Annotated in this window: 20 protein-coding genes and 3 pseudogenes; 11 read left to right on the top strand and 12 right to left on the bottom strand. The window is 71.1% G+C overall.

Annotated elements, in window-relative coordinates:
• Window positions 1-55 precede the first annotated feature (55 nt).
• From OHB49_RS00360 to OHB49_RS00350, 3 genes are all read left to right on the top strand, one after another.
• Entirely contained in the window at window positions 56-1,900 is a 1,845-nt protein-coding gene (locus tag OHB49_RS00360; RefSeq protein WP_443079462.1) for a LamG-like jellyroll fold domain-containing protein, read from the top strand.
• 114 nt (window positions 1,901-2,014) lie between these two features.
• On the top strand, window positions 2,015-3,691 hold the full coding sequence (locus OHB49_RS00355; RefSeq protein WP_329156921.1) for a histidinol-phosphatase: 1,677 nt from the start codon (window positions 2,015-2,017) through the stop codon (window positions 3,689-3,691).
• Window positions 3,675-5,624 carry an alkaline phosphatase family protein gene (locus OHB49_RS00350; RefSeq protein ID WP_443079461.1) on the top strand — a complete coding sequence of 650 codons (1,950 nt, stop codon included), beginning with the start codon at window positions 3,675-3,677 and terminating at the stop codon, window positions 5,622-5,624. The genes OHB49_RS00355 and OHB49_RS00350 overlap by 17 nt, the downstream gene beginning before the upstream one ends.
• A 169-nt stretch (window positions 5,625-5,793) precedes the next feature.
• On the opposite strand, the gene OHB49_RS00345 is transcribed toward OHB49_RS00350, so the two are convergent.
• Entirely contained in the window at window positions 5,794-6,576 is a 783-nt protein-coding gene (locus tag OHB49_RS00345) for an AraC family transcriptional regulator (protein ID WP_329156919.1), read from the bottom strand.
• Window positions 6,577-6,646: 70 nt separating this feature from the next.
• On the opposite strand from OHB49_RS00345, the gene OHB49_RS00340 reads away from it, so the two are divergent.
• Together OHB49_RS00340 and OHB49_RS00335 are read left to right on the top strand one after the other, a co-directional pair.
• The gene (locus tag OHB49_RS00340; protein ID WP_329156917.1) at window positions 6,647-7,465 is read left to right on the top strand and encodes a phytanoyl-CoA dioxygenase family protein; all 819 of its coding nucleotides are present in this window, start codon (window positions 6,647-6,649) and stop codon (window positions 7,463-7,465) included.
• Window positions 7,462-7,725, top strand: coding sequence for a hypothetical protein (locus OHB49_RS00335; RefSeq protein ID WP_267009353.1), 264 nt, complete (start codon window positions 7,462-7,464; stop codon window positions 7,723-7,725). The genes OHB49_RS00340 and OHB49_RS00335 overlap by 4 nt, the downstream gene beginning before the upstream one ends.
• A 49-nt stretch (window positions 7,726-7,774) precedes the next feature.
• On the opposite strand, the gene OHB49_RS00330 is transcribed toward OHB49_RS00335, so the two are convergent.
• The gene (locus OHB49_RS00330; protein ID WP_328623925.1) at window positions 7,775-8,782 is read right to left on the bottom strand and encodes a Gfo/Idh/MocA family protein; all 1,008 of its coding nucleotides are present in this window, start codon (window positions 8,780-8,782) and stop codon (window positions 7,775-7,777) included.
• A gap of 49 nt (window positions 8,783-8,831) precedes the next feature.
• Window positions 8,832-9,773, bottom strand: coding sequence for a TIM barrel protein (locus OHB49_RS00325; RefSeq protein ID WP_267009355.1), 942 nt, complete (start codon window positions 9,771-9,773; stop codon window positions 8,832-8,834).
• Between the two features lie 240 nt (window positions 9,774-10,013).
• On the opposite strand from OHB49_RS00325, the pseudogene OHB49_RS45655 reads away from it, so the two are divergent.
• Window positions 10,014-10,265 (top strand): annotated as a pseudogene (locus tag OHB49_RS45655) (aldehyde dehydrogenase family protein); the annotation flags it as partial.
• Window positions 10,266-10,334: 69 nt separating this feature from the next.
• Here OHB49_RS45655 and OHB49_RS45650 read toward each other — a convergent pair.
• The 6 genes and pseudogenes from OHB49_RS45650 to iolC all read right to left on the bottom strand — a co-directional run.
• A pseudogene (locus OHB49_RS45650) lies at window positions 10,335-10,562 on the bottom strand (aldehyde dehydrogenase family protein); the annotation flags it as partial.
• A 69-nt stretch (window positions 10,563-10,631) separates the two neighbouring features.
• Window positions 10,632-11,069, bottom strand: a pseudogene (locus tag OHB49_RS45645) (aldehyde dehydrogenase family protein); the annotation flags it as partial.
• 135 nt (window positions 11,070-11,204) lie between these two features.
• Window positions 11,205-13,061 carry a 3D-(3,5/4)-trihydroxycyclohexane-1,2-dione acylhydrolase (decyclizing) gene (gene iolD / locus OHB49_RS00310; protein ID WP_329156912.1) on the bottom strand — a complete coding sequence of 619 codons (1,857 nt, stop codon included), beginning with the start codon at window positions 13,059-13,061 and terminating at the stop codon, window positions 11,205-11,207.
• Window positions 13,058-13,918, bottom strand: coding sequence for a 5-deoxy-glucuronate isomerase (gene iolB, locus OHB49_RS00305; RefSeq protein ID WP_329156910.1), 861 nt, complete (start codon window positions 13,916-13,918; stop codon window positions 13,058-13,060). Before iolB ends, iolD begins: the two co-directional genes overlap by 4 nt.
• The gene (locus OHB49_RS00300) at window positions 13,915-14,796 is read right to left on the bottom strand and encodes a Cgl0159 family (beta/alpha)8-fold protein (RefSeq protein ID WP_329156908.1); all 882 of its coding nucleotides are present in this window, start codon (window positions 14,794-14,796) and stop codon (window positions 13,915-13,917) included. Before OHB49_RS00300 ends, iolB begins: the two co-directional genes overlap by 4 nt.
• The gene (gene iolC, locus OHB49_RS00295) at window positions 14,790-15,734 is read right to left on the bottom strand and encodes a 5-dehydro-2-deoxygluconokinase (RefSeq protein WP_329156906.1); all 945 of its coding nucleotides are present in this window, start codon (window positions 15,732-15,734) and stop codon (window positions 14,790-14,792) included. Before iolC ends, OHB49_RS00300 begins: the two co-directional genes overlap by 7 nt.
• Before the next feature lie 211 nt (window positions 15,735-15,945).
• Between iolC and OHB49_RS00290 the strand changes: the two genes are divergently transcribed.
• Both OHB49_RS00290 and OHB49_RS00285 read left to right on the top strand, forming a co-directional pair.
• Window positions 15,946-16,935, top strand: coding sequence for a LacI family DNA-binding transcriptional regulator (locus tag OHB49_RS00290; RefSeq protein WP_329166282.1), 990 nt, complete (start codon window positions 15,946-15,948; stop codon window positions 16,933-16,935).
• Between the two features lie 73 nt (window positions 16,936-17,008).
• Window positions 17,009-17,155 (top strand): hypothetical protein, encoded by a 147-nt coding sequence (locus OHB49_RS00285; RefSeq protein ID WP_329156905.1) that lies wholly within the window; start codon window positions 17,009-17,011, stop codon window positions 17,153-17,155.
• A gap of 315 nt (window positions 17,156-17,470) precedes the next feature.
• Here the strand turns inward: OHB49_RS00285 and OHB49_RS00280 are convergent, their stop codons facing one another.
• Window positions 17,471-17,722 (bottom strand): hypothetical protein, encoded by a 252-nt coding sequence (locus tag OHB49_RS00280; protein WP_329156904.1) that lies wholly within the window; start codon window positions 17,720-17,722, stop codon window positions 17,471-17,473.
• Between OHB49_RS00280 and OHB49_RS00275 the strand changes: the two genes are divergently transcribed.
• Window positions 17,721-17,912, top strand: coding sequence for a hypothetical protein (locus tag OHB49_RS00275; RefSeq protein WP_329156901.1), 192 nt, complete (start codon window positions 17,721-17,723; stop codon window positions 17,910-17,912). The two genes, OHB49_RS00280 and OHB49_RS00275, sit on opposite strands and share 2 nt — an antisense overlap.
• A 203-nt stretch (window positions 17,913-18,115) precedes the next feature.
• Here the strand turns inward: OHB49_RS00275 and OHB49_RS00270 are convergent, their stop codons facing one another.
• Together OHB49_RS00270 and OHB49_RS00265 are read right to left on the bottom strand one after the other, a co-directional pair.
• Complete coding sequence (locus OHB49_RS00270) at window positions 18,116-18,340, bottom strand: hypothetical protein (protein WP_329156900.1); 225 nt, start codon at window positions 18,338-18,340, stop codon at window positions 18,116-18,118.
• Between the two features lie 430 nt (window positions 18,341-18,770).
• Window positions 18,771-19,775: a LuxR family transcriptional regulator gene (locus tag OHB49_RS00265; RefSeq protein WP_327122536.1), complete on the bottom strand. Its 1,005-nt coding sequence runs from the start codon at window positions 19,773-19,775 to the stop codon at window positions 18,771-18,773.
• Between the two features lie 568 nt (window positions 19,776-20,343).
• Between OHB49_RS00265 and OHB49_RS00260 the strand changes: the two genes are divergently transcribed.
• Both OHB49_RS00260 and OHB49_RS00255 read left to right on the top strand, forming a co-directional pair.
• The gene (locus tag OHB49_RS00260) at window positions 20,344-24,105 is read left to right on the top strand and encodes a S8 family serine peptidase (protein ID WP_329166281.1); all 3,762 of its coding nucleotides are present in this window, start codon (window positions 20,344-20,346) and stop codon (window positions 24,103-24,105) included.
• 214 nt (window positions 24,106-24,319) lie between these two features.
• Complete coding sequence (locus tag OHB49_RS00255; protein WP_329156896.1) at window positions 24,320-24,547, top strand: hypothetical protein; 228 nt, start codon at window positions 24,320-24,322, stop codon at window positions 24,545-24,547.
• Window positions 24,548-24,954: the final 407 nt, after the last annotated feature.

Below are 24,954 nucleotides of genomic sequence, written 5' to 3'. Positions count from 1 at the left end.
CCGTCCCCCAGCCGGAGCGCGGTCCGGGCTGCCCGAAACCTCTCCTGGAGACGATGTGTGCACCTCGCACGGCACCGACCGGCGCACCTTCCTCAGCCGCGCCGGGCTGATCACCGCAGGCACCGCGCTCGCCACGGCCACCGCCGCCACGCAGGCCGCAGCGCAGGCGGACGAGCCCGCCGACTGGCGGCCGGACCCGGACAGCAACCGGTTCACGCTGGTCGTGATGCCCGACACCCAGTACCTCTTCGACGGTCCGAGCATCCAGCGCGCACCCGTCGAGGCCTCCCTGCGCTACGTCCTGAACCACGGCCGCGACGACAACATCGTCTTCCTGGCCCATCTGGGCGACCTCACCGAGCACGGCACGGACGCCGAGTTCGCCGCCGTGGGCGAGGCGTTCGAGCTGCTGGACCGCAACGGCGTCGGCTACAGCGTGCTCACCGGCAACCACGACATCCCCTCGCGCACCGACGACCAGCGCGGCGCCACCCCGTATCTGCGCACCTTCGGCCCGGACCGGATGGCCGATCTGCCCACCTTCGGCGGGGCCACGCCGGACGGCTACAACACGTACCACCTGATCCCCGCCGCCGGCCGCGAGTGGCTGGTCCTGGCGCTGGACTGGCGGATGTCCGAGGCGGGCTTCGCCTGGGCCCGCCAGGTCATCGCCGACCACCCGAAGTCCCCCGTCATCCTCACCACGCACGACCTCGTGGGCGTCGACGAGGACAAGGGCGGGGCGGTCCTGTCCGACTACGGGCAGCGCCTGTGGTCCGAGCTGATCCACGACCACGACCAGATCTTCCTCACCCTGAACGGCCACTTCTGGCCCGCGGCCCGCACCGTCCGCGAGAACGCCGCCGGCAACGACGTGCACCTGCACCTCACCAACTACCAGAACCGCTACTACGGCGGCGCCGCCATGATCCGCCTCTACCACTTCGACCTGGACCGCGACACCATCGACGTCGAGACCGTCTCGCCGTGGATCCTGGGCCGGGCCGCCGACGGCCTGAACGAGCTGGAGCGCGGGGAGATCGAACTGACCGGCCCCGACGACCGGTTCTCCGTCGCGGTGGACTTCGCCGAGCGTTTCGCGGGCTTCGCCCCCGTGGCCGCGCGCGGGCCCCGGCCCGCGGCGCAGCTGCTGGTCCCCGGCACCGTGGCGTACTGGCGTTTCGACGGGCGCGAGGACGGCGCCAGGGCCGAGGGACCGATCCGCGACCTGACCGGCCGCGGCAACGACCTCACCGTCGTCGCCGTCCCCGGCTCCTCCTCCCGCAGCCTCACCTTCTCCGCCGCCCACCACCCCGACCAGCCCGGTCACGGCAGCCTGCGCTTCGCCGGCGGCAAGCCGCCGCTGCAGGGCGCATATCTGCGTACGGTCCAGGGCGCACCGCTGAACGCCGCGACCTTCCCCGACGGTTACACCATCGAGGCCTTCTACCAGCCCGCCGAGGACTGGGACTCCGCTCGCAACGCCTGGGGCGGACTCGTCGGCCGCACCGGCACCGGCGGCGCCGCGGGCAAGACGCAGGACGACCCGGACGAGCCGCTGGCCACCCTGTCGTTGTCCGACGGCCCCGGCCCGCAGTGGGCCGTCCGGCCGCTCAACCAGGAGGGCATCGCCACCAACTGGGGCGACGAGACCGCGCCCGGCCGCTGGTGGCACGTCGCCGTCGTCAACGACGGCAGCCACACCACGATGTACGTCCAGGGCTGCCCGGTCGCCCGCAACCCGCACGCGGCAGCCGTCGGCCTCACCTCGGTCGGGCTGCCGTGGCTGCTGGGGGGTTACGAGTACGGCGGCAGGATCGACCAGATCCTCAACGGCCGCCTCGGCGACGTCCGCATCTGCGACCGGGCGCTGGCCGTCGGCGACTTCATGCTCAGCTGACGGACTTCATCCGGGCCGACCGGTCCCGCCCGAGGGCTCGCCCCCTCTCGCCTCCGGGGGCGAGCCCTCCATCCCGCCGATTCCCGCCATCCACCGCAAGGGAGTAGCACCCGCATGCCGTCCTCCAAGCTGCCGATCTGGGCCGACCCCGACGTGCCCGCCGCCGCGCTCAGCGCCCAGGCCCTGTCCCGCCGCGGCCTGCTGCGCCGCGCCGGCCTGTTCGGCGCCGCCTTCGCCGCCGGATCCCTGCTCAGCCCGTCCACCGCTTCCGCCGCGTCCGCGCCCCAGCTCGGCGGCACGGACCCGGAGTTGGCGTACCTGGTCGGCGACCACCACATCCACAGCGTCTACAGCCACGACGCCAAGTACACGTTCAGCCAGCTGGCCGACGCGGGTGCCCGCTACGGCCTGGACTGGATGGTCTTCAACGAGCACTCCAACTTCGGCCACGCGAGCTACGGCGCCCGGCTGGAGCACGAGGAGATCCTCAAGGCCCGCGCCGCCCACCCCCGGCAGCTGATCTTCCAGGGCCTGGAGTGGTACATCCCAGCCGCCGAGCACTGCACGGTCTTCGCCGCCCCGGGACCGCACGAGGTCGACCTGCTCACGCGGTTCGAGCTCGCCTACGACGGCAAGCTCCTGGACTACACCGCCGGCGGCCCCGACCACCCCGACACCCCGCGCAACGAGGCGCACGCCGTGGCCGCCATCCGCTGGCTCGCCGAACAGCGCCGCACCGGCTACATCGACGACGTCCTGGTCATCGCCAACCACCCAATGCGCCTGGGCATCGACTCCCCGCACGAGATGCGCAACTGGCGCGACGCCGCACCCGACATCATGATCGGCATGGAGGGCGCCCCCGGCGCCCAGGGCGGCGGCATCCCCGGCTGGCGCGGCCCCGACTCGCAGCGCGGCGAGTACGAGAACGCCCCCTCGGCCAACTCCTGGCCCGGCTACCCCACCGACGCCTACGTCACGTACGGCGGCTTCGACTGGGTGACCGCCACCGTCGGCGGCCTGTGGGACGCGATGCTCTCCGAGGGCAGGCTGTTCACCATCACCACCAACTCCGACGTGCACCGGGTGGTCTTCGACACCTGGAAGAACGGCGACTGGCCGCCGGGGCAGAACTTCGACAACACCGGCCGACTGCCCGACCCGGTGAACACCACCGAGCCGCAGCCCGGCGGCGACTTCTGGCCCGGCCAGTTCAGCCGGACCCATGTGGGCGTCACCAAGTACGGCTACCGGCCGGTCATGGCGGGTCTGCGAGCCGGCAGGGTCTGGCTCGACCACGGCCAGCTCCTGGACGGGCTCGACGTGCGCCTCAGACGCGCCGACGACACCGGCCGCGGAGTCACCCTCGGCGGCCGGCTGCGGGTACGCCCCGGCGACCGGCTCACCCTGTCCGTCACCGTCACCACGGCCTCCCGGCCCAACGCGCACGACATCCTGCCGGAGCTCGCCCACGTCGATGTGATCCGCGGTGCGGTGCGCGGCCCGGCCGCGGACCGCGACTCGTGGCGGGCGCCCGACACCCGGGTCGTGCACACGACGGACGTCACCGGCCGCTCCGGGACCTATACCCTGCACATCCCGCTGACGGCCGGCGACGAGCCCTTCTACGTCCGGCTGCGCGGCAGCGACGGCAACCGCAACGGCACCGGCTACCTCGGCGCGTCGATCGACCCGCACGGGCCGATCGCACACGAGCCGGGCGACGGCGACCCGTGGCTCGACACGTGGTTCTACACCAACCCGGTGTTCGTCGATGTCGCGGGGAACTGACGTGACGGCTCAGCTCCCGGCCTCGGTGCTGCGGATGCTGGCCGAGGAGCCGCCGGCCGGCGGGCTGGAAGACGTCCGGCACGTGGTGGTCCTCATGCAGGAGAACCGGTCCTTCGACCACTACTTCGGCATGCTCCCCGGCGTCCGCGGCTTCGGCGACCGCAACGCGATCCGCCTCCCCGGCGGCGCCCTGGTCTTCGACCAGCCCGACGGGGAGCGGACCGTCCGCCCCTTCGCCGCCCGCGCCGCGGCCGGTACGCCGCAGCTGGCGACCTTCCACGACCTCGACCACGGCTGGGAGACCGCCCAGCAGGCCTGGCACGGCGGCTGGATGGACGGCTGGGTCCCGGCGAAGACCCCGGCCACCATGGCCTACCTGGACCGGGACGACATCCCGCTGCACTACGCACTGGCCGACGCCTTCACGATCTGCGACGCCTACCACGCGTCCATCCACTCCTCGACCAGCCCCAACCGCAACTACCTGTGGTCCAGCCTGTCCGGCCAGGAGCCGGACGGCCGCCGCGCCGTCGACAACGACGCCAACGACGAGGACGTCCACCCCGGCTACGACTGGCCGACGTACGCCGAGCTGCTGGAGCGGGCGGGCCGCAGCTGGCAGACGTACAGCGAGTGGGAGAACTACACCGACAACCAGCCGGAGTTCTTCGCCACCTTCAAGGCCGTCGCCCGCAAGGCGCTGCGCAAGACCGACGGCCACACCTACCTGGAGTCCTTCTACGAGACCGTCCGCGAGGCGGCCGACGACGCCGAACGGGACCGGCTGCTGGGCCTGCTGGAGGAGGGCGTCGACGCCCTCGCCCCGGCGGAGCGCAGCCTGTTCGAGCGGGCCCTGCGCCGGGTGCCCACCGGCACCCTCACCGACGCCTTCGCCCGCGATGTGGCGGCGGGCCGGCTGGCGGAGGTCTCCTACGTCGTCGCCCCGGCGGTGTCGTCGGAGCACCCCAACGTCTCCTCCCCGCAGGCCGGAGCGGAGGTGATCCACGGGCTGCTGGACGCGCTGGCCTCGCACCCCGAGGTGTGGCGCCACACGGTCCTCCTCCTGACCTACGACGAGAACGACGGCTTCTTCGACCACGTCCCGCCGCCAGTGCCGGGCCCGGACGACCCGGACGAGTGGTGGGAGGGACACCCCACGGGCCTGGGGATCCGGGTGCCGATGCTGGTCATCTCACCCTGGTCGACGGGCGGTCACGTCTGCTCGGAGCTCTTCGACCACACCTCCGTGAACCGGTTCCTCGAGCGGTGGACGGGGGTCGAGGACCCGAACGTCTCGCCGTGGCGCCGGACGGTGACGGGCGATCTGACGGCGGCGTTCGCGTTCGACCCGGAGCCCGCTCCGGCCGCCGTGCCGCCGGGAACGCGTCCCGCCCGCGCGCTGCCGTACCAGCCGGACGCGCACGCCGTTGTGCGCGGCGAGCAGGTCGCGGTGACGCTGGTCAACACCGGCGCGTCCAGCGCGCACTTCGCGCTCTACCCCTACGCGGGTGAGTTCGCCGCGCCCCAGCACCGGGATGTAAGGGGCGAGGCGCAGTGGACGGTGCCCCTTACCGCCGACCACTACCGCTTCACGGTCACCGGCCCGAACGGCTTCCGCCGCGAGTTCACGGGCACGCCGTCCGACGGCGTGGAGGTCGCCTCGGCGGTCGAAGCCCCGGCCCGTGAGCTGCGGCTGACGCTCACCAACACCTCGGCGCGGCCTCAGACGGCAACGGTCCGCCCGCAGGCCCGTGAACGGGATCCGCACCCGGCCTGCCTGCGGTTGGCACCCGGCGAGACCCGCACCCTCACCCACCCCACCAGCGCCGCACACGGCTGGTACGACCTGGTGGTCACCGTGGCGGGCGACCCGGCCTTCTCCCGGCGGCTGGCGGGACACATCGAGGACGGGAGGCCGAGCGTCACGGGGTGACCGGTCCGCCAGCCGCGACAGCCCGGAGCGGTCAGGCCGAGCCGGGTTCGTTCCACCGACAGTCCGACCCGCCTGCCAACGCGCGCTCCCACACCGTGCCCGAGGACGCACTCACACGCTCCTGCACACACAGCGAGTAGCAGCTCTCAACCCCCGGATACGGCGACGGCTAGGACCACGCCGCCTCGCGGATCGTACGCGGCGCCGCTCCCAGTTCGCGGCGGCAGGTCTTGTTGAAGGCCTGGAGGTCCGGGATGCCGACCGCCGCCGCCACCGCCGGGATCGGCATCGTCGAGGCCTGGAGCAGATGCCGGGCGCGCTCCATACGGCGGCGGCGGATGTAGGACACCACCGTGTCGCCCGTGCCCGTGCGGAACAGGCGGGTGAGGTGGTTGTGCGAGACCCTCGCCGCCCGGGCGATCCCCGGCACCGGCAGCGGTCCCGCCAGCCCCTGTTCGATGTACGCGAACGCCGCCGCCAGCGCCGGATGCGGCTGCCCCGCCGCCTCCTGGCCGCCGCCGAGCTGCGCCGTGTGCCACAGCACCGTCCACACCTCCGCAGCCGCCCGCGCCGGCGACACCGGCATCGCGGCCACCGCGTGCCGCAGCAGAGCGGTGAGCACCGGGGCCTCCGCGCCCGCGTCCTGCATCACCGGCACGGTCCGCCTCTCACCGCGGCCGGGCAGCGCGAAGTGCGCGTACAGATGCTCGTTCCGGCGCGACTCGTAGTGGAAGTGCACCTCTACATCCGGCGGCACCAGGCTCACGTGCCCGGGCCGGATGGGATACCGGCCGCCGCCGAAGGCCAGCTCGCCGGAGTAGGTGTACAGGTGCAGCTGCCACAGGCCGGGAAGCCGGAAGACGTCGTGCGAGCCGAGGGTGCCGTGCATGCCGACGCCCGCGTTCACCGCCTGCGGCGGTTCGTCCAGCGGCAGTACCACATGACCGGTCATGGTGAGAAATTACCAGTAGTCGATGAATAGAGCACACGACAGGGGAGCAGGCCCTTTCTAGGCTTGCCGTATGTCAACCAGCAAGCAGCTACTGAACTCGGCCCAGGTGGCGAGCTTCGTCGCGCACGGCTCGCTCCGCCTGGACGCCGTCGTACCGCCGGAGATGAACGAGCAGTCCATCGGCGTCTTCGACGCCGGGATCCCCGAGGTGCCGTCCGGCACCCCCGTGGACAAGGCCTTCCCCGGGGGGTCCTTCGCCCGCCGGCTGATCGAGCTCCCGGCCGTCGCCGGCGCCCTGGAGAGCCTCGTCGGCCCGGGCCCCACCGTCGACCACCACTTCGTCCACGTCCGCGAACCGCACGGCGGCGAGGCCCAGCCCCTGCACGCCGACGCCGTCATCGACATCCGGCCCGACGCGTTCGACGTCCAGCTCATGTACTACCCGCAGGACGTCACTACCGAGATGGGCGGCACCCTCAGCGTCCCCGGCAGCCATCTGCGCCGCACCAACGAGTCCGACACCGGCCGCTACCAGAACCTCCGCGGCCAGACCCGCCTCACCTGCCCGGCCGGCACGGTCGTCCTGCTGCACCATGGCATCTGGCACGGCGGCCGGCGCAACGACAGCGACATCCTGCGCTACATGTTCAAGATCCGCTTCAACCCGACCGTCCCCCAGGTCCGCCTCTGGGACACCTCCGACCTGGACGACCCCGCCGTCGCCAGGGAACTCAGCCGCACCTTCCCCTGGTACGAGCCCGCCACCGGCCGCCTGGAGGTCTACAACCGGGTGAAACTCTGGCGCGCCCTGACCGGCGACGACACCTTCGACATCGACTACTGGGCGACCCGCGTCGCCAACCGCCCCACCCTCCGGAGCCACGCATGAAGCAGCAGGTCCTGGTCCTCTATCTGGCCAACTCGGCGCTCGACTCCGAGGTGGTGGGCTGGTCGCAGTACGACGGCACGGGCCGCACCAGCCCGACCACCGGCGACAGCGACGAACCGCCGTACGAGACGGGCGTCGCGGCGCTCCAGGACGGCTGGCGGCTGTTCCAGGCCGCGCAGCTGATCCCGCCGTACCCGGGCGCGGAGTACGACACGTCGTTCCTGAAGCACGAGTTCTTCTTCGAGAAGCTCCAGGGCTGAACGCGTAAGGGGCGCCCTCCGCGGAGGGCGCCCCTTACGCACGCCGACGTCAGGCGTAGAACGCCGGCTTGTCCACCATCTCCACCTGCTCCACCCCGCCGGAGCGCTGCGCCCGCACCGCCGCCACCGACACCGCCGTCGCGGCGTAGCCGTCCCACGCCGACGGCCCCGTGGCGCGGCCCGCCGCGGCCGAGTCCACCCACGCCTGCAGCTCCGCGTCGAAGGCCGCCGAGAAGCGGTCGTCCCACTCCTGGTCGATCGCGGTGCCGATCCGCGCCGCCGCCCGCAGCTGCGCCCGGGCCGGGTCGGGCAGCCGGATCAGGCCCTCCTCGCCGATCGCCTCGCACTGGATGTCGTAGCCGTACTGGCAGTTGACGAAGACCTCCAGATCGATCCGCACCCCGTCGGCGGTCTCGAAGAGGATGAACTGCGGGTCCGCCAGGTGCTCGAAGCGCCGGCTGGTCGACCGCGGCACGATCACCTGCACCGAGACGATCTCGTCGTCCAGCAGCCAGCGCGCCGCGTCGATCTCGTGCACGCCGGAGTCCTGCACCGCCATGTCGGTGGTGTACGCGTCCGGCACAGCCCGGTTGCGGTGCGCGCAGTGCATCATCAGCGCCCGGCCGATGCCGCCGCCGGAGATGATCCGCTTCAGCTCGCGGTAGCCCGTGTCGTACCGGCGCATGAAGCCGACCTGCACCAGCCGCCGCCCGTAGGCCTCTTCGGCCGCCATCACGGCCAGGCAGTCCTCGGCGGTCGTGGCCAGCGGCTTCTCGCAGAGCACCGGCTTGCCCGCCGCGACGGCGCCGAGCACATGCTCGGCGTGGGTCGGGCCCCAGGACGTGACCAGCACCGCGTCCACGTCCGCGGAGGCGATGAGTTCGGCGCCGTCGGCGCACACCCGGGCGCCGCCCGCCTCGCCCGCAGCCTTCTCGGCCAGGGCCCGGTCGATGTCGGTGACGGCGGAGATGACGGCGCCGCTGGTACGGCGGGTGACGCGTTCGATGTGCTCGCGCCCGATCGAGCCGGTGCCGATCACTCCGATACGTATGGTCATGCTAGTCGTTCTCCTTGCGGGTCGGGCGGGACAGAGGCGGGCTTGCGGGCTAGCGGTTGGGGCGCCGGGTCCCCGACAGCCCGGCGCCGTTCAGATACTCGCGGGTGCGCACCGCGATCGGCAGCGGCACCTCCGGGGCGCAGGGGTACAGGTCCTGCTCGACGATGACGAACAGCTCCGCGTCGAGCTCCGACAGCGCGGCGACGATGTCCGCCGGGTTCGGCACCCCGGCCGGCGGCTCCACGCACACGCCGCGCCTGACGGCCTCGCTGAAGGACAGGTCCTCCGCCTCGACCTGGGCGAGGATCTCCGCGTCCATCTGCTTGATGTGGACGTAGCCGATGCGCTCGGCATACCGGCGGATCAGATCGAGGTTGTCGCCGCGGCCGTAGGCGACGTGCCCGGTGTCCAGGCAGAGGTTGGCGTAGCGGGAGTCGGAGGCGTTCAGGAAGCGCTCGATCTCCGGCTGGGTCTGGATGTGGCTGTCGGCGTGCGGGTGGACGACGAGGCGTACGTCGAATTCCTCCAGCAGGATCTTCCCCAGCCGATCCGCCGCGCCGCCGACCAGGTCCCACTGTGCGGCGGTCAGCTCGGGGGACTCGGTGAAGGAGCCGGTCTTCTCGTCCCGGTACAGCGGCGGGATGAACACCAGGTGGTGCGCGCCCGCGGCGGCGGTCAGCTCGGCCACACGGCGGGCGCCCGCCAGCATCTCGTCCCACTGCTCGGGCCGGTGCAGCGCGCCGAAGACGGTGCCGCCGGAGACCTGCAGTCCGCGGGCGGTCAGCTCGTCGGCCAGGCGCCGCGGGTCGACGGGGAGGTAGCCGTACGGGCCGAGCTCCAGCCAGCGATAGCCGGCCTGGACGAGTTCGTCGAGGAAGCGGGTGTAGGGGACCTGGTGCTCGTCCTCGGCGAACCACACGCCCCAGGAGTCGGGCGCGGAGCCGAGGCAGAGGTTGCCCGCGGTGGCGCGGGGGGTCGATGCGGTGCTCACGGTATGGCCTTTCAGGGGTCTGGGAGATACGGGCGGGTTCAGCGGTCGCAGCCGTCTCGGCGGTCTCAGGTGGACGTCGGGAACGCGAAGGCGGCGCGCGGGCCGCCCCCGTCCGGCCAGCGGGTGGTGACGACCTTCGGCCGGGTGTAGAAGCGCAGCCGCACGGGAGCGGGTGGAGGGCGCCGTCGCCTCGGCGGCGCGGCAGGGCGCGGTCGTCGTGGTGACGGGCGGGGGCTGACGGTGCCGGGGCACGAGGACGGGTTCTTCACCGGCCCGTCGCTGCTCGACCGTGTCACGCCCGGCATGGACGCCTACCGCGAGGAGATCTTCGGCCCCGTCCTCGCCGTCGTACGCGTCGCCACCCTCGACGCCGCCATCGAGCTGGTCAACGCCAACCCGTACGGCAACGGCACCGCCCTGTTCACCGGCGACGACGGCGCGGCGCGGCGGTTCCAGCGCGGGGTGCAGGTCGGGATGATCGGCGTCAATGTGCCGGTGCCGATGGCCGGCTACTCCTTCGGCGGCTGGAAGGACTCCCTCATCGGCGACAGCCCGATCCACGGCCCGGAGGGCGTGGCTGACCAGCGGCCCCATCTCGCTGGCCGCATCGTCGCCGGGCCCGACCCGCACTGCCCGCGCCCTGCGCCCCAGCGCCGCGACCAGCGGGTCCGCCGCGTCCCCGACCGCGACGGCCACCGAGACCGCCACGCACCGCTCCCCGGCCGAGCCGTAGGCGGCGGCGATCAGCTGGTCGGCGGCGAACTCCGGGTCCGCATCGGGCAGTACCACGGCGCACGACGTTGAACACGCCGCCCGGCAGCTCGGCCTCGGCGTACAGCCCGGCGATCCGGTTCGACGCCGAGGGGTCGCGTTCGCTGGGCTTGAGGACGAAGGTGTTGCCGGTCGCGATGGCGATGGGATGCATCCACAGCGGCACCATGGCCGGGAAGTTGAACGGGGTGATCCCCGCGCACACCCCAGCGGCTCACGGAAGGACAGCACGTCCACCCCGCGCGAGTACTGCGCCGAGTAGTCGCCCTTGAGCGCGTCGGCGATCCCGCACGCGAACTCCACGACCTCCCGCCCGCGCACCACCTCGCCGCGCGCGTCGTCCAGCACCTTGCCGTGCTCGGCGGAGATGATCCGGGCCAGCTCGTCCTCATGCCGTACGAGCAGCTCACGGAAGGCGAACATGACCCGCATCCGGGTGCTGAGGGAGCTCTCGCTCCAGCTGTCGAAGGCCTCGGCCGCGGCGGTGACCGCCGCGTCCACGTCGGCCGGCTCCGCCAGCAGCACGCTCGCCCGCTGCCGTCCGGTCGCCGGGTCGAAGACGGGGGCGGTGCGGCTGCCGCAGCCTGCGGCGGGGGAGCCGACTATCCAGTGCTCGATGGCGTGCAAGGGGTTCTCGTTTCGCTGTTCAGTCGGAACGGATCACAGATACGGCCGCTGCGCCCGCTTGGCGGTCTCGTACGAGGCGTGTGCCTGCCGGGTGGAGTCCAGCTCCGCGACCTCCGCCACCGGCACGTCCCACCAGGCGGAGCTCGGCGGACCGGGGCTGAGATGGTCCGTGGTGACATGCACGACCGTCGTGCGGTCGGCGGCCCTGGCCTCCAACAGCGCCGCACGGAACTCGGGAACGCTGCCCGCACTCAGCACCCGCGCGCCCAGGCTCGCCGCGTTCGCCGCCAGATCCACCGGCAGCACGCCGCCGTCCAGCCGCCCGGACTTCTCGTCGCGGAAGCGGTAGCGGGTGCCGAAGCGCTGCGAGCCGAGGGACTCCGACAGCGCGCCGATCGAGGCGAAGCCGCCGTTGTCGACCAGCACCACCGTCAGCTTCAGCCCCTCCGAGACGGCAGTGACCAGCTCCTGACACATCATCAGATACGAGCCGTCGCCGACCAGCACCACCACCTCGCGGTCGGGGGCGGCCAGCTTGGCGCCGACCCCGGCGGCGATCTCGTAACCCATGCAGGAGTACGCGTACTCCACGTGGTACGCCTTCGGATCGCGCGCCCGCCACAGCGCCTGCAGATCGCCCGGCATCGAGCCGGCCGCGTTGATCACCACGTCCCGGTCGTCGAGGAGTTCGTTCAGCGCACCCAGGATCTCGGTCTGCGCGGGCAGCGGGCCGTGGCCCAGGTGGTAGGCGTGGTCAGTGGCCCCCCGCCAGTCGGCGGCCAGCTCCCGCACGCGGGCCCGGTACGCCTCGTCCGTGCGCCAGTCCGCCAGCTTGCGGGTCAGCGCCTCCAGGCCCGCCCGGGCGTCGGCCACCAGGGGTTCGGCGGCGTGCTTGACGGCGTCGAGCCGGGCCACGTTGAGGTTGACGAACCGCACCTGCGGGTAGGCGAAGACCGTCCGGCTGGCGGTGGTGAAGTCGCTGTAGCGGGTGCCGATGCCGAGGACCACGTCCGCCTCGGCGGCCAGCGCGTTGGCGGCGCTGGTGCCGGTCGAGCCGAGGCCGCCCACCGCGCACGGGTGGTCCCACGGGATCGCGCCCTTGCCGGCGTGCGTGTCCGCCACCGGGATGCCCGTCGCCTCGGCGAACTCCCGCAACTGCGGCCACGCCTGCGCGTACACCACACCGCCGCCCGCGACGATCAGCGGCCGCTCGGCCTGCCGGAGCAGCGCCACCGCGCGCGTCAGCGCGTCGGGTTCGGGCTGCGGCCGGCCCACGTGCCAGACCCGGCGGCGGAAGAAGTCCTCCGGCCAGTCGAAGGCCTCCGCCTGCACGTCCTGCGGCAGGCACAGCGTCACCGCGCCGGTCTCCACCGGGTCGGTGAGCACCCGCATCGCGGCCAGGGCGGCCGGGATCAGCTGCTCGGGGCGCTCGATCCGGTCGAAGTACTTCGACACCGGCCGCAGCGCGTCGTTCACCGAGACATCGCCCTGGCGCGGATCCTCCAGCTGCTGCAGCACGGGGTCGGCGACGCGGGTGGCGAAGGTGTCGCCGGGCAGCAGCAGCACCGGCAGCCGGTTAACGGTGGCCAGCGCGGCACCGGTGACCATGTTGGTGGCGCCGGGGCCGATGGAGGAGGTGCAGGCGTAGGTCGCCAGCCGGTCGTTCATCTTGGCGTAGGCGGCGGCGGTGTGCACCATCGCCTGCTCGTTGCGGGCGAGGAAGTACGGCAGCTCGTCGGGGTACTGTAGCAGCGCCTGCCCGATCCCCGCCACGTTGCCGTGGCCGAAGATCCCCCACACGCCGTCGATCAGCCGCCGCTCACGACCGTCGCGCTCGCTGAACTGGTTCGCCAGGAAGCGCACCAGTGCCTGGCCGGTGGTCAGTCTCATCTCGTCGTCCCTCCGAACGGCAGCCGCGGATCGGTGGGCTGGTCCTCCCAGGTGGTACGGATCCAGCCGTGCGCCGGGTCGTCGCAGATCAGCCAGGCGCGTTCGGGGCCGGGCCCCGCCATCACGTTGAGGTAGAACAGGTCGTAGCCGGGCACAGCCATGGACGGCCCGTGCCAGCCGTGCGGAATCAGCACCGTGTCGCCGCTGCGCACCTCCTGGAGCACGTCGACGGGCCGCTCGGGGGAGCCGTACACCCGCTGATAGGCCATGCCCCCGTCCGCCACCTCGAAGTAGTAGATCTCCTCGAGCTCGCCCTCCTCGCCCGGCCGCGCCTCGTCGTGCTTGTGCGGTGGGTACGACGACCAGTTGCCGCCCGGCGTCAGCACCTCGCACACCAGCAACCGGTCGGCGTCGAAGGTCTGCGGCAGGCAGTAGTTGTGGACCTGCCTGCTGCAGCTGCCGGCCCCGCGCAGTTCCACGGGCACCTCCTCCGCCGGGCCGTAACGCACCGGGAGGCGCCGCTCGCAGCGGGCGGAGGGTAGCGCGAAGCGGCCGCCGTTGCGGCTGGTCACGCGGGCCTCGCCGTCCCGGGGCAGGTAGAGGAAGTCGGTGGGAGCGCCGAACACGCCGTCGCGCCCCTTCAGTTCGTACGACGCGCCGTCGACGGTAACCGTGCAGCCGCCGGACAGGGGCAGCACCAGATGCTCCGCGTCACCGGTGCCGAAGACGTGCTCCTGGCCCGGCGCCAGTTGAAGGATCCGCAGGCCCGAGTAGCCCCACCCCGCCGACTTCGGCGTGATCACCGTTCGGTACGGCCCGGAGGCCGCGGTATCCGCTTGCAGATATTTCGTGCTCACAGCAGCCCCACCGCCCTGTCCACCGCTCCCGCCACATCGCCGTCCGCCGGATAGAGCAGCGAACGGCCCACCACCAACCCCTGCACCCCGGGCAGCCGCAGCGCCCGCCACCACTTGGCTCGCGCCACCCGCTCCCCATCTGCGTCGCCCGGATCGCCGCCGAGCAGCAGCACCGGCAGGGTGGTCGCAGCCAGTACCCGCTCCATGTCGTCGACCACCGGCAGCTTCAGCCATGTGTAGGCGCTGCGCCGGCCGAGACCGGAAGCAATGGCCACCGAGCGGACGACCGCGTCGGGCGACAGGTCGTTGCGCACCCGGCCGTCCTCCCAGTGGGACAGGAACGGCTCCACCATGGCCAGCAGCCGCCGCTCGGCCAGCTCGTCGACTGCCCGGGCCGAGTTCTGCAGCACGCCGGCGGTGGCCGGATCGTCGAGGGCGACGCGAGTGAGCATCTTGCCGCCGTCGAAGCGGAGTTCGGCGATGGTATGCGCGTCGTAGCCGGTGAACCGGTCGTCGATCTCGAAGACCGAGCCGGCCAGTCCGCCCCGGTTCATCGACCCGAACACGCACTTGTCGTCCAGTACCCCGAGCAGCAGCAGGTCCTCCAGGATGTCGGCGGTGCCCAGCACCCCCGTCACCCCGGGCCGCTCCAGTGCGACGCACAGCCGCCGCAGCAGCTCGGCACGGTCCGCCATGGCCAGCGCGTCGCCGCCCACCGCCGTCGCCCCGCGGGCCGGATGGTCGGCGGCGATGACCATTGCCCGCCCGGTGTCTCCCAGCGGGGACTTGGCCCGCCTCCGGGCCGCGGCCGCCGTGGCCACCGCCTCCGGATCCCGCACCCGCAGCGAGGTCAGCTCCCGGATCCGCCCCTTCACCATGTGCCGGCCGCCTTCAGCCGCTCCGCGACCTCGGTCTCGGTGGGCATGGCGTCCGAGCAGGCGAGCTGTCCGGCCACATGGGCGCCGGCCGCGTTGGCGAACGCGATGATGTGGTCCAGTTCCCAGCTGGCCAGTAGGCCGTGCACCAGCGCACCGCCGAACGCGTCGCCGGCACCGAGGCCGTTGACCACATCCACCGGCACCGGCGGCTGCTCCACCGCGGTGCCGTCCCGATGCACGGCCAGCACACCGCGCGGTCCCTGCTTGACGACGGCCAGCTCCACGCCCGTGGCCAGCAGCGCTCGGGCCGCGGCATACGGGTCCCGCTCGCCGGTGGCGACCTCGCATTCGTCGATGTTGCCGACAGCGACGGTCGCGTGCGCCAGGGCCTCCTCGTACCAGGCCCGGGGCGGGGTGGTCCAGAACATCGGGCGCCAGTCCAGGTCGAAGACCGTGTGCGCCCTCCGCCCGCGCGCCCGCAGTGCCGCCAGAGTGGCGGCTCGGCTCGGCTCCTCGCACAGCCCGGTGCCGGTCATCCAGAACACCCTTGCCGAGCGGATCGCGCCCAGGTCCAGCTCCTCGGGCGTGATGTCCAGATCCGGAGCCTTGGGGAAGCGGTAGAAGTACAGCGGGAAGTGGTCCGGAGGGAAGATCTCGCAGAACGTCACCGGCGTCGGCAGCCCCGGGGAGACGCCCACATGGGCGGTGTCCACGCCGTAGCCCGTGAGGGCCGCGCGGACGAACTCGCCGAAGGGGTCCGCCCCCGTCTTCGTGACGACGGCGGCGGCGCGCCCGTAGCGGGCCGCCGCCACGGCGACGTTCGTCGGGCTGCCGCCGAGGTAGTTGGCGAACGAGGTGACCTCCGCCAGGCCGACGCCGCTCTGCAGCGGGTAGATGTCCACGCCGCCCCGCCCCATCGTCAGCACATCCAGTGCCATGAAACCCTCCTGTCGCGCTCTACTAGAGCGCGCTAGATGCGAGTACCATGATCCCGTAGCGCCGGGATGTCAAGAGTGCGGGCGGCGGCCGGCCGAGGAAGTGTGTTCCCGCGCGGGAGCAGACGCGAAGGTCCGCACCGTCAGGACGACGGCCAGAGCGCGACAAGACAGGAGCGAAGCGTTGGCAGGATCCGACCAGAAGCGCCCCACCATGGTGGATGTGGCCGCCCGGGCGGGTGTCTCGCGCGCCCTGGTCTCCCTGGTCTTCCGTAACCGGCCGGGCGCCAGCGAGCAGACCCGGCAGCGCGTCCTGCGGGCAGCCGACGAGCTGGGCTACCAGCCGGACAGCGCCGCCCGGCTGCTGGCCCGCGGCCGCAGTCGCACCATCGGCGTGCTGCTGACCCTGCACCATCCCTTCCACGCCGACCTGGTCGAGGCGATCTACCCGGAGGCGGAGCGCCTGGAGTACGACGTGCTGCTGTCGGCCCGCGCCCCGGGGCGCGACGAGCGCACGGCCGCCGAGGCGCTGCTCAGCCACCGCTGCGAGGCGCTGATCCTGCTCGGGCCCGAATCGGACGCCGCCTTCCTCGGCGAACTGGCGCGGCGCAGCTCCGCCCTGGTCGTGGTGGGCGCGGACGTGCCGGGCAGCGCCGCGGACAGCGTCCGTACGGCGGAGGGCAAGGGCGTACGCCAAGTCATCGACCACTTCGTCACCCTCGGACACCGCCGTATCGCCCATATCGATGGCGGCCGGGGCGCCGGCTCCGCGGAGCGCCGCCGCGCCTATCGTGCCGCGATGCGTCGTCACGGCCTGGCCGACGAGATCCGGGTCATTCCCGGCGGACATACCGAGGAGGCGGGCATCGCCGCCGGGCGACTGCTGGCCATGGAGGACGCCCGACCCACCGCGGTTCTCGCGGCCAACGACCGCTGCGCCGTCGGCCTGCTGCACAGCCTCGCAGGCGCGGGGCTGGAGGTGCCGGGGGACATCTCGGTCGCGGGTTTCGACGACAGTTACCTCTCCCATCTGTCGCACATCGACCTGACCACGGTCCGCCAGGACGCCGCGGCTCAGGCCGCGCAGGCGGTCAGCTTCGCGGTGGAGCGGCTGGAGAACGCGGCGTCGCCGCCGCCGCGCGAACTGGTGCTGGAACCGCGGCTGATGGTGCGCGGGACGACGGGGCCGCCGCCGGGGGCGTGAGGAATGGTCTCCCGTCGCACAGCCACACCCCGCCGGGTTGCGGAGACGCGGCAGGCGGTGGCGTGGGGTGGAGGTGAACTACGCCACGCGCGCCAAGGAACTGAACACGCCGCCACCACCGATACCCCGACTGCTGACCACCCCCCTCGCCGCTCTCACCGGTGACCGGGAGACCCTCGACGAGATCGAGGAATCCCGCCGACGCTACGACGCCCGCTGAAGCCACTCCGGCCGGGGTGGCACGCCTGGGCCATTGGCCCACTCCGTTGAACGCGGGACCAAGGGGGCAATGAGTAGCCCTGCGCTCTGCTGGAGGTTTCTGGACTTGGTAGGTGCACGACGCAGCCGACAGGCGAGATCAGACCCGTCCACGCCTAATGTGCGCCCGCTCCAGGCTGGCCGGGAGGTTGCTATGCGTCGGCTGTTGTTCTGCCGTGGCGGCGAATGCGGTTGGTGATGATCAGGAGGGCGGTGCCGAGCAGGAGGATCTCCGCGATCAGTCCCTTGAGTGCGTTACCGCTGGACGTTTCGGCGTCTACGGCGGCTGCTGGGGCGATGCCTGGGTGTGCGGGAATTTGATCTTCGCGTGGAACTTCTTGACGAGCAGTCCGCTTCTGCGTTCAAGGGTGGCGCGCCAGGGACCGTCGGCCACTTCGTCGGTTACGGGAACCATGACCGGCTCGGACTGGTGGGGTGCCCAGCTGTACCTGGTACGGCGCTGAACGACGGGCTGCTGCGTGAGCGCCAGACACAGGCCCCCGGCCACCGGCACCCAGAACCGGGTCATGACCGAGAGGATGTACGACACCCGAGGCTGGGCCTGGCAGTCGTACTCCACCTACTACGCAACCGGCCTGCCGTCGGCGAAACTTGGATCTGCCGCGGTGAACACGGTCCCGACCGCGACACAGAACCTGATCGACGGAACGGGCCGGGTCACCGACGCGCTGTCGGTCAAGTTCGGCGACGAGCAGTGACGCACGAAGACGAGACCGCACTACGGTGATCCCACCGGAGGGCGGCACCGCCTCCACCATGGTGACCGACGCCCGTGGCCGCACAAAAACGACCTGCTGCAGTACACCAACACCGCTCGAACTGCCTCGCAGAAGACCACCTACACGTAGGGGAAGTACGACAAGCCGGAATCGGTCACCGACCCTGACGGCAACATCTGGAGCTACACCTTCGACAGTCGCGGCCAGAAGACGTGGTCAAGGACCCGGACCATGGCACGGTCCACAACACGTACGAGGACCTTGGCCACGTCACCGCTGTGTCCGACGACCAGCGACATCACCCTGACCACGGAGTAGGACGAACTCGGCCGCAAGACCGACACCAAGCAGGGCGACACCGTACTGGCCAAGTGGACGTACGACACCTTCGGAGAAGGCAAGCTCACCAGCAGCACCCGCTACGTGAACGGCGCCGCCTGCACCACCGCGACCGACGCCTTCAACGACCGCTATCAGCCCACCTACACTTCCCGGGCCCATCGACGATGGCGAAGCCCGGCTCGCCTATGTAGCTGTCACGCGCGCCCGCCAACGCCTCGATATCGGAGGCCTGGCATGGGTCAACCACCACCCCGATGGCCACCCCGCACGACGCAGGATGGCCGCCTGAGCTACAACACGTGAGCCGCGGCCCAAGAGCTCACTGGGTGTCCGTCCTGCATGCTGTACGGGCGTTGCCACCCATCCCTGCGGGGCACTCGGCTCCCTGATGGGCCCGCCTGATGCTCGATGCGAACGGATGGTCCGGCGCGATCCGGGCCGAGGGAGTGGTCGGCTCGTGGGGAATTCCGATTGGTCCGAGCGGGGCCGGGATGCTCAAACCCAGTTGCGTCGAGCTGCTGCTACACCGGCGCCGAACCGGTTGGTGGTCCCTAGCTCTGCGTAAAGGTCTTGGATCCGCCGCCGCAGCGTCCGTGTCGAAACCCCGAATTGGCGGGCAATGGCGTCGTCCTTGACCCCAGCGGCAAAGAGCGCAAGCAGGTTCCGTTCTTCGTCAGTGGGCTTCCGGGTCTGGTCGCCTTGGGTGGACGGCCCTGGTGACGGCAACGACTCGGAGTCGGGGCCCCCACTCAGTGAGGGCGCGGTGGTCCAGTAATGCTCGAAGAGTTCGGTCAGTGCTTTCAGCAAGGGGGGTGCTTCGGTGTAGAGACACTCGTTGCTGTCGGCTGACAAGCTCAGCGAGACCATCGCGGCCGACCGGTCAGCCATCGCCAATTTGATAGGCAGCGCCGGCACGACCCTGGCTTCTTCCCCACGCGACACGAGGCTGCCCAGCGCCTGCCAGCCGCTTTCAGCATCGAAGCTGGCAGCCGCGTAGACGACACGCACTCGCACCCCGCGCCGGACCGCTGCCTCGTCGAGTGGTCCATTCGGAGCCAGCAGGAACGGAGGGCGGTCCATGGCGCAGATCTCGGATCGGGCAGCTTGCTTCAAGCGGTAGTAGCAGTCGCCGACCGCCTCCGGACCGCTGATGGTCCTGGTGGCGGGTTCGGCCGTACTGGACCGCCTGGCGTCGTCGAAGATCGCACCCAACGGCCCCGCAGCGTCCCGCACGGCAGCCAGCTGACGCTCGCGTGATTCCACCAGTGTCCGCAGCGCGTGACGGGGATCCACCGTGAGGAACGCCCCCGAGGACCTACGGCTGACCAACCCGGAGTGGTGCAGACGTTCGAGCAACGCCAATGCGTGCTCGAAGCTCACTCCGAATGCCGCCACTATCTCGTCGACGGTCCCGCCACTGCGCACCAGAAGATGGCGATAGACAGCCTCCGCCTCTGTATCGAGTCCAACCAACTCCAAGGGTGCGTCGTTTTCCATCATTGCTCTCCACCTCTGGCCTTGCCCGTGTGACACCGATCAGGAAAATACAAGCCGTGGTGGCGGCCAGAGGAACGGGCCCCGGTCGTCGGTTGCCTCCAGTTACGGTCCCTCGGCCTGTTGCCGTCGCGCCGCCGCAATGAACGACATCTTCGATCGATTCCACTCCGGCTGCCGGGAAGAAGCCCAGGGCCAGGAAGTCAGGCCGCTGGCGTGCGGGCTGAACATCAGGAGCATCATTCCTGCTCGCAGCGTCCAGCCGGGCAGTCGACGACGGCAAGACAGCTAAACTGACGACCCGTCAAAGGGCCAAGGAAACTGCATGTTGAGGCATGCCCGGCCGTACCGCGCAAGACAGCGGCAGCCAGCTTGCATGGTTGGGCCTCCTTGGGGATCCGGCAACTCCTCGCACCGTGCAGCATGTCCCGCTTGGGGATCATTGCGTGGACTTGCGCCATGTCCACTTGGTGACGTGGCACAGAAGTGCCAAAGCGCTGACTTTACAGTGATGCGAAGGGATGGCTGACTGCCAAGGACCGCTGCCCATCTAGTTCATGAGGTTCCCTTGCGTATGCCTCCGTCCCGCAGACGCGGGTTGACAGCCGCCGTCGCCGCGCTGGTGGTGCTGACGGCCACCGGCCCTACCGCGTCGGCCGACGCCACTCCGCCGCCCCCGTTCCCGACGGCGACTTCCGCCGCCGGTCCTGCGATTGTGCGTACCGTCACGCTGATCACCGGTGACAAGGTCACGGTGACCGCGAACGGCGGCAGGCACTCGGTCACGTCGGTGGCCGATCCGCAGGGCAGGACCGGTGGCGCGCACGTCATGTCGGTCGGTGACGACATCTATGTGTATCCCGACGCGGCGTTGCCCTTCATCGCGTCCGGGGCGCTGGACGAGCACCTGTTCAACGTGACCGAACTGCTCGCGGACGGCTACGACGACGCGCGCAGTGACCATCTGCCGTTGATCGTCACGTACACCGACGCGGCTGCCCGCTCCCGCAACATGAAGGTCCCCGAGGGCGCCGGCACGACCCTGGCCCTGAGCAGCATCCAGGGCGCGGCGATATCGGCCAAGCACGCGCAGGCGGCGGACTTCTGGTCCTCCCTCAGCGGCACTCCGGCATCCTCCGCCAAGGCGCGGACCGCCGGTGCCGCGGCCCGTGGAACGCTGGCGGGCGGGGTCGCGAAGGTGTGGCTGGACGGGAAGGTCAAGGCCACGCTGTCCGACACCACCGCGCAAATCGGGGCCCCTGACGTCTGGGCGGGCGGGGACACCGGGCAGGGCGTGGACGTCGCGGTGCTGGACACTGGGATCGACGCCGCGCACCCGGACTTCGCCGGCCGCATCGTGGCCACGGAGAGTTTCGTGCCGGGGCAGGACGTCACCGACCGGCAGGGCCACGGGACCCATGTCGCCTCGACTGTCGCCGGTACCGGGGCTGCGTCCGGCGGCAAGGAGAAGGGCGTCGCCCCGGGCGCCGGGCTGCACATCGGCAAGGTGCTGGACAACGACGGCAGTGGTCAGGACTCCTGGATCCTGGCGGGCATGGAGTGGGCCGCCCGGGACCAGCACGCCAAGGTCGTCAGTATGAGCCTGGGCGGCGGGCCCACCGACGGCACCGACCCGCTCAGCCAGGCGGTGAACCGGCTCAGCGAGGAGACCGGAACGCTGTTCGTCATCGCGGCCGGCAATTCCGGCCCCGCGCCGTACAGTGTGGGCGCCCCGGGAGCGGCGGACGCCGCGCTGACGGTCGGCGCGGTGAACGGCCCGGGGAAGGGCGTGGATCAGCTGGCGGAGTTCTCCAGCCGTGGCCCCCGCGTGGGCGACAATGCCATCAAGCCCGATCTGACAGCCCCGGGTGTGAACGTGCTGGCGGCCCGCTCGCAGTACGCGGCGGAGGGGGAGGGTGCCTATCAGACGATGAGCGGTACGTCGATGGCGACACCGCACGTCGCGGGCGCGGCGGCCCTGCTGGCCGCCAAGCACCCGGACTGGACGGGGCAGCAGCTCAAGAACGCCCTGGTCAGCACCACCGCGAGCACCCAGCGGTTCAGCCCCTTCGAGGCCGGCAGCGGCCGGCTCGACATCGCCGCCGCTGTGAAGGCCACGCTGTTCGCCTCCGGGGCCGCGTTCACCCAGGTCCACTACCCGTACACGCCGGGCCAGACCGTCCGCAAGGACGTCACCTACACCAACACCGGGTCCGAGCCGCTCACCGTGGACCTGTCCCTGAGCCAGGACCAGCTGCCCGAAGGTGTGTTCACCCTCACCGACTCGCAGCTGAGCGTGCCCGCGCGCGGCACCGCCACCGTCGGCGTGATCACCCACCTCGACGCGGCGGAGGACAATGCCGCCTACTCCAGTCGGCTCACTGCCACCCGTGCCGACGGCACGGTCCTCACCCGCACGCCGGTCGGCGTGAACAAGGAGGGGCGACGGGTCACGCTGTCAGTCACGGCGAAGGACCGCCACGGGGACGCCCTGCCCGGCACCCTCGTTCTGAAGGACGTCGAGCGCAACACCGCGCCCAAGATTTACGAGGTCGATGCCTCGGGCCGCATGAGCCTGCGCCTGCCCCCGAGCACCTACTCGGCGTGGATGAACACCGCCGTTCCCGGGATCGACGGCACCCACACGCTGGGCTTCGCCATGTTCTCCGCGCCGCAGATCGACCTCGACGCCGACCGCACCGTCCGCTTCGACGCCGCGAAGCTGCGCAGGGCGGCCGCCTTCACCCCGCAGCCGACCGCTAACCAGTTCATGAGGGTCGACCAGTACCGGACGAACGGCGACCTGTTTCCGTTCATGGACAGCTACATGCCCGAGTACTGGTTGTACGACAGCCTCTGGGTGACCCCGACGCCGAAGGTGACGAAGGGCTCGTACATCTTCGCGACCCGCTGGCGGCAGGTCCAGCCGCCGCTGACGTTCTCCTCCGGCTCGCAGACCTACGACGACGTCGTCATCCAGAGCCTGTCCCGCGCGCTGCCCGAGGGCACCGGCACCTACCGGGCCGTCTGGGCCGGCAACGGATCGGCCGCGGACTTCCGCAAGCTGAAGGTGCGCGGCCAAGTGGCGGTCGTCCGCCGCAGTGACACCGTGCCCGCCCCGGACCAGGCCGCGGCCGCGGCAACGGCCGGCGCCAGGCAGCTGCTGATCCTGAACGACGGCTACGGAAAGTTTGACCCCTGGGCCGACCTGCCCGCCGCCGCCCCGCTGCCGGTGGCCTCGCTCGGCACCGACGACAGCGCACGGCTGCTCAACCGGATCCGCAAGCCCGGAATGGCAACGCTGAAGGTGGTCTCTCACCCGCATCCGCGCTACCTGTACGACCTGGTCCGCCACCAGGACGGGGCGATCCCCCGCGACCCGTCCTACCGGCCCGGCCCCGGCGAACTGGCCCGGATCGACGAGTCGTTCCGCGATACCAAGCAGGGCGAGGCCCGCGAGTTCCGCGATGACATATCCGCCATCTTCAACGGCCCCATGCTCAGTGACTCCACGCCGGTTGCGACCCAGGGCACGCTGACGTCGTGGGTCACGGCGGGCACCGGCGTCCGCTGGGTCTCCGGCGCGGGCATGAGCGACCTCGGCCAAAGAGGCGTGGTGCGCTCGTACAAGCCGCGCAGCACCACCGGCGAGAGCTGGTTCTCACCCATCCAGCGCCCGCGACTGCTCAACGACGGCATCAGCTGGCGGGCCCCCTTCCGGGCCGGCGACATCATCAGCACTTCCGCCGTACCGGCCTGGGGCGACGCCGGCGGCCACGCCGGCGTTGTCTGGGCCGACGGCGACACCTCGAAGATCTCGCTGTACCAGGGCGACGAACTGCTCGGCGAGGACGTCAACGAGCGGATCGTCACCGTCGAGAACGTGTCACCGGACCCGCTGCCCTACCGGATCGTGGTGGAGGGCAAGCGGAACCTGCCGGACAGGCCGTATTCGACCCGTACCCGCACCGAGTGGGGGTTCACCTCCAGCACCACGGACTACACGGTTCTCACGCCTCTGCCGCTGGTGCAGCTCGACTATGCGGTGGCCACCAACCTGGCCGGCAATGCGCATCGGCGGACCGGGCTGACAGTCACCCCGTCGCACCTGAAGGGAGCGGCGGGCACGGGCGAGATTCGCACGGTGATGCTGGAAGTGTCGTACGACGACGGTGCCACGTGGCGCCGGACGACGCTGCGGCAGTCGGGCGGCGACTGGAAGGCGCAGCTCGACGCGCCGTCCCGGGCCCGCTTCGCGAGCCTGCGCACGACGGCGCGGGACACGAAGGGGAACAGTGTGAGCCAGACCGTAATCCGCGCCTTCGGCCTGAAGTAGCGACAGCGGGCGGCTGACGAAAGGCCCCTGTCCGCGGTGGAGACCGCGGACAGGGGCCTTGGGGGCGGCGGCGTGCCCTCTGCTGCTACAAACGCTTCCTCAAACTCACCACCCAGGACACCGTCTAAGTCATCTAACCGAAGCCGCGCAGGCGACGAATCCATACGGTGAATGCGTCCGAAGAACGTGGGAATTCCCTATGGGGGACATCACCATGACAGCGCAACATGCAGTACGGAACGTGGTTCTCATGCACGGCGGATTCGTGGACGGATCCGGCTGGCAGGGCGTCCACGAGCGCTTCGTGAGCGCGGGCTACAAAGTCAGCCTCGTGCAGAACCCGACCGATTCCCTCGCCGGGGACGTCGCGGCGACCCTTCAGGTCATCGCGGAGCAGGATGGTCTGTTCGCCCGGCTGGGCACTCCTACGGCAGTGTTGTGATCTCCGAAGCCGGCCAGGATCCCAAGGTCGGCGCGCTAATCGCCGGCCCGCCGCCCAGCGCGCTCGTCCCGCCGATCCTTCCGCCCAAGAACGGCTATCTCTTCCTGGACCGACCAGTTCCAGGCCTCCCTCGCCGGTGACCTCCCGCAGGCGCAGTCCACGGCTGACTCGCAGGTCCCGAGGGGCCTCGAAGCCCTCAACGGCGCGGTCAGTGAGCCCGCGGGGCGGACCAAGCCCAGTGGTACTTGGTCGCCGCCGACGACCGCATGATCCCCCGCCGTCCCAGCGAGCGATGGTCGAGCGTGCCGGCGCAACGGTCGCCGAGAGCCCGGGACTGACACGCTGTCAGTGACAAGTGCTGCTTCATCGGCCGATTCTTTCGGGCGGACACCGCCCCCTTTGAACGA

The organism is Streptomyces sp. NBC_01717 (assembly GCF_036248255.1).
Lineage (GTDB): Bacteria > Actinomycetota > Actinomycetes > Streptomycetales > Streptomycetaceae > Streptomyces.
This window is presented reverse-complemented; position numbering and strand designations above follow the sequence as displayed.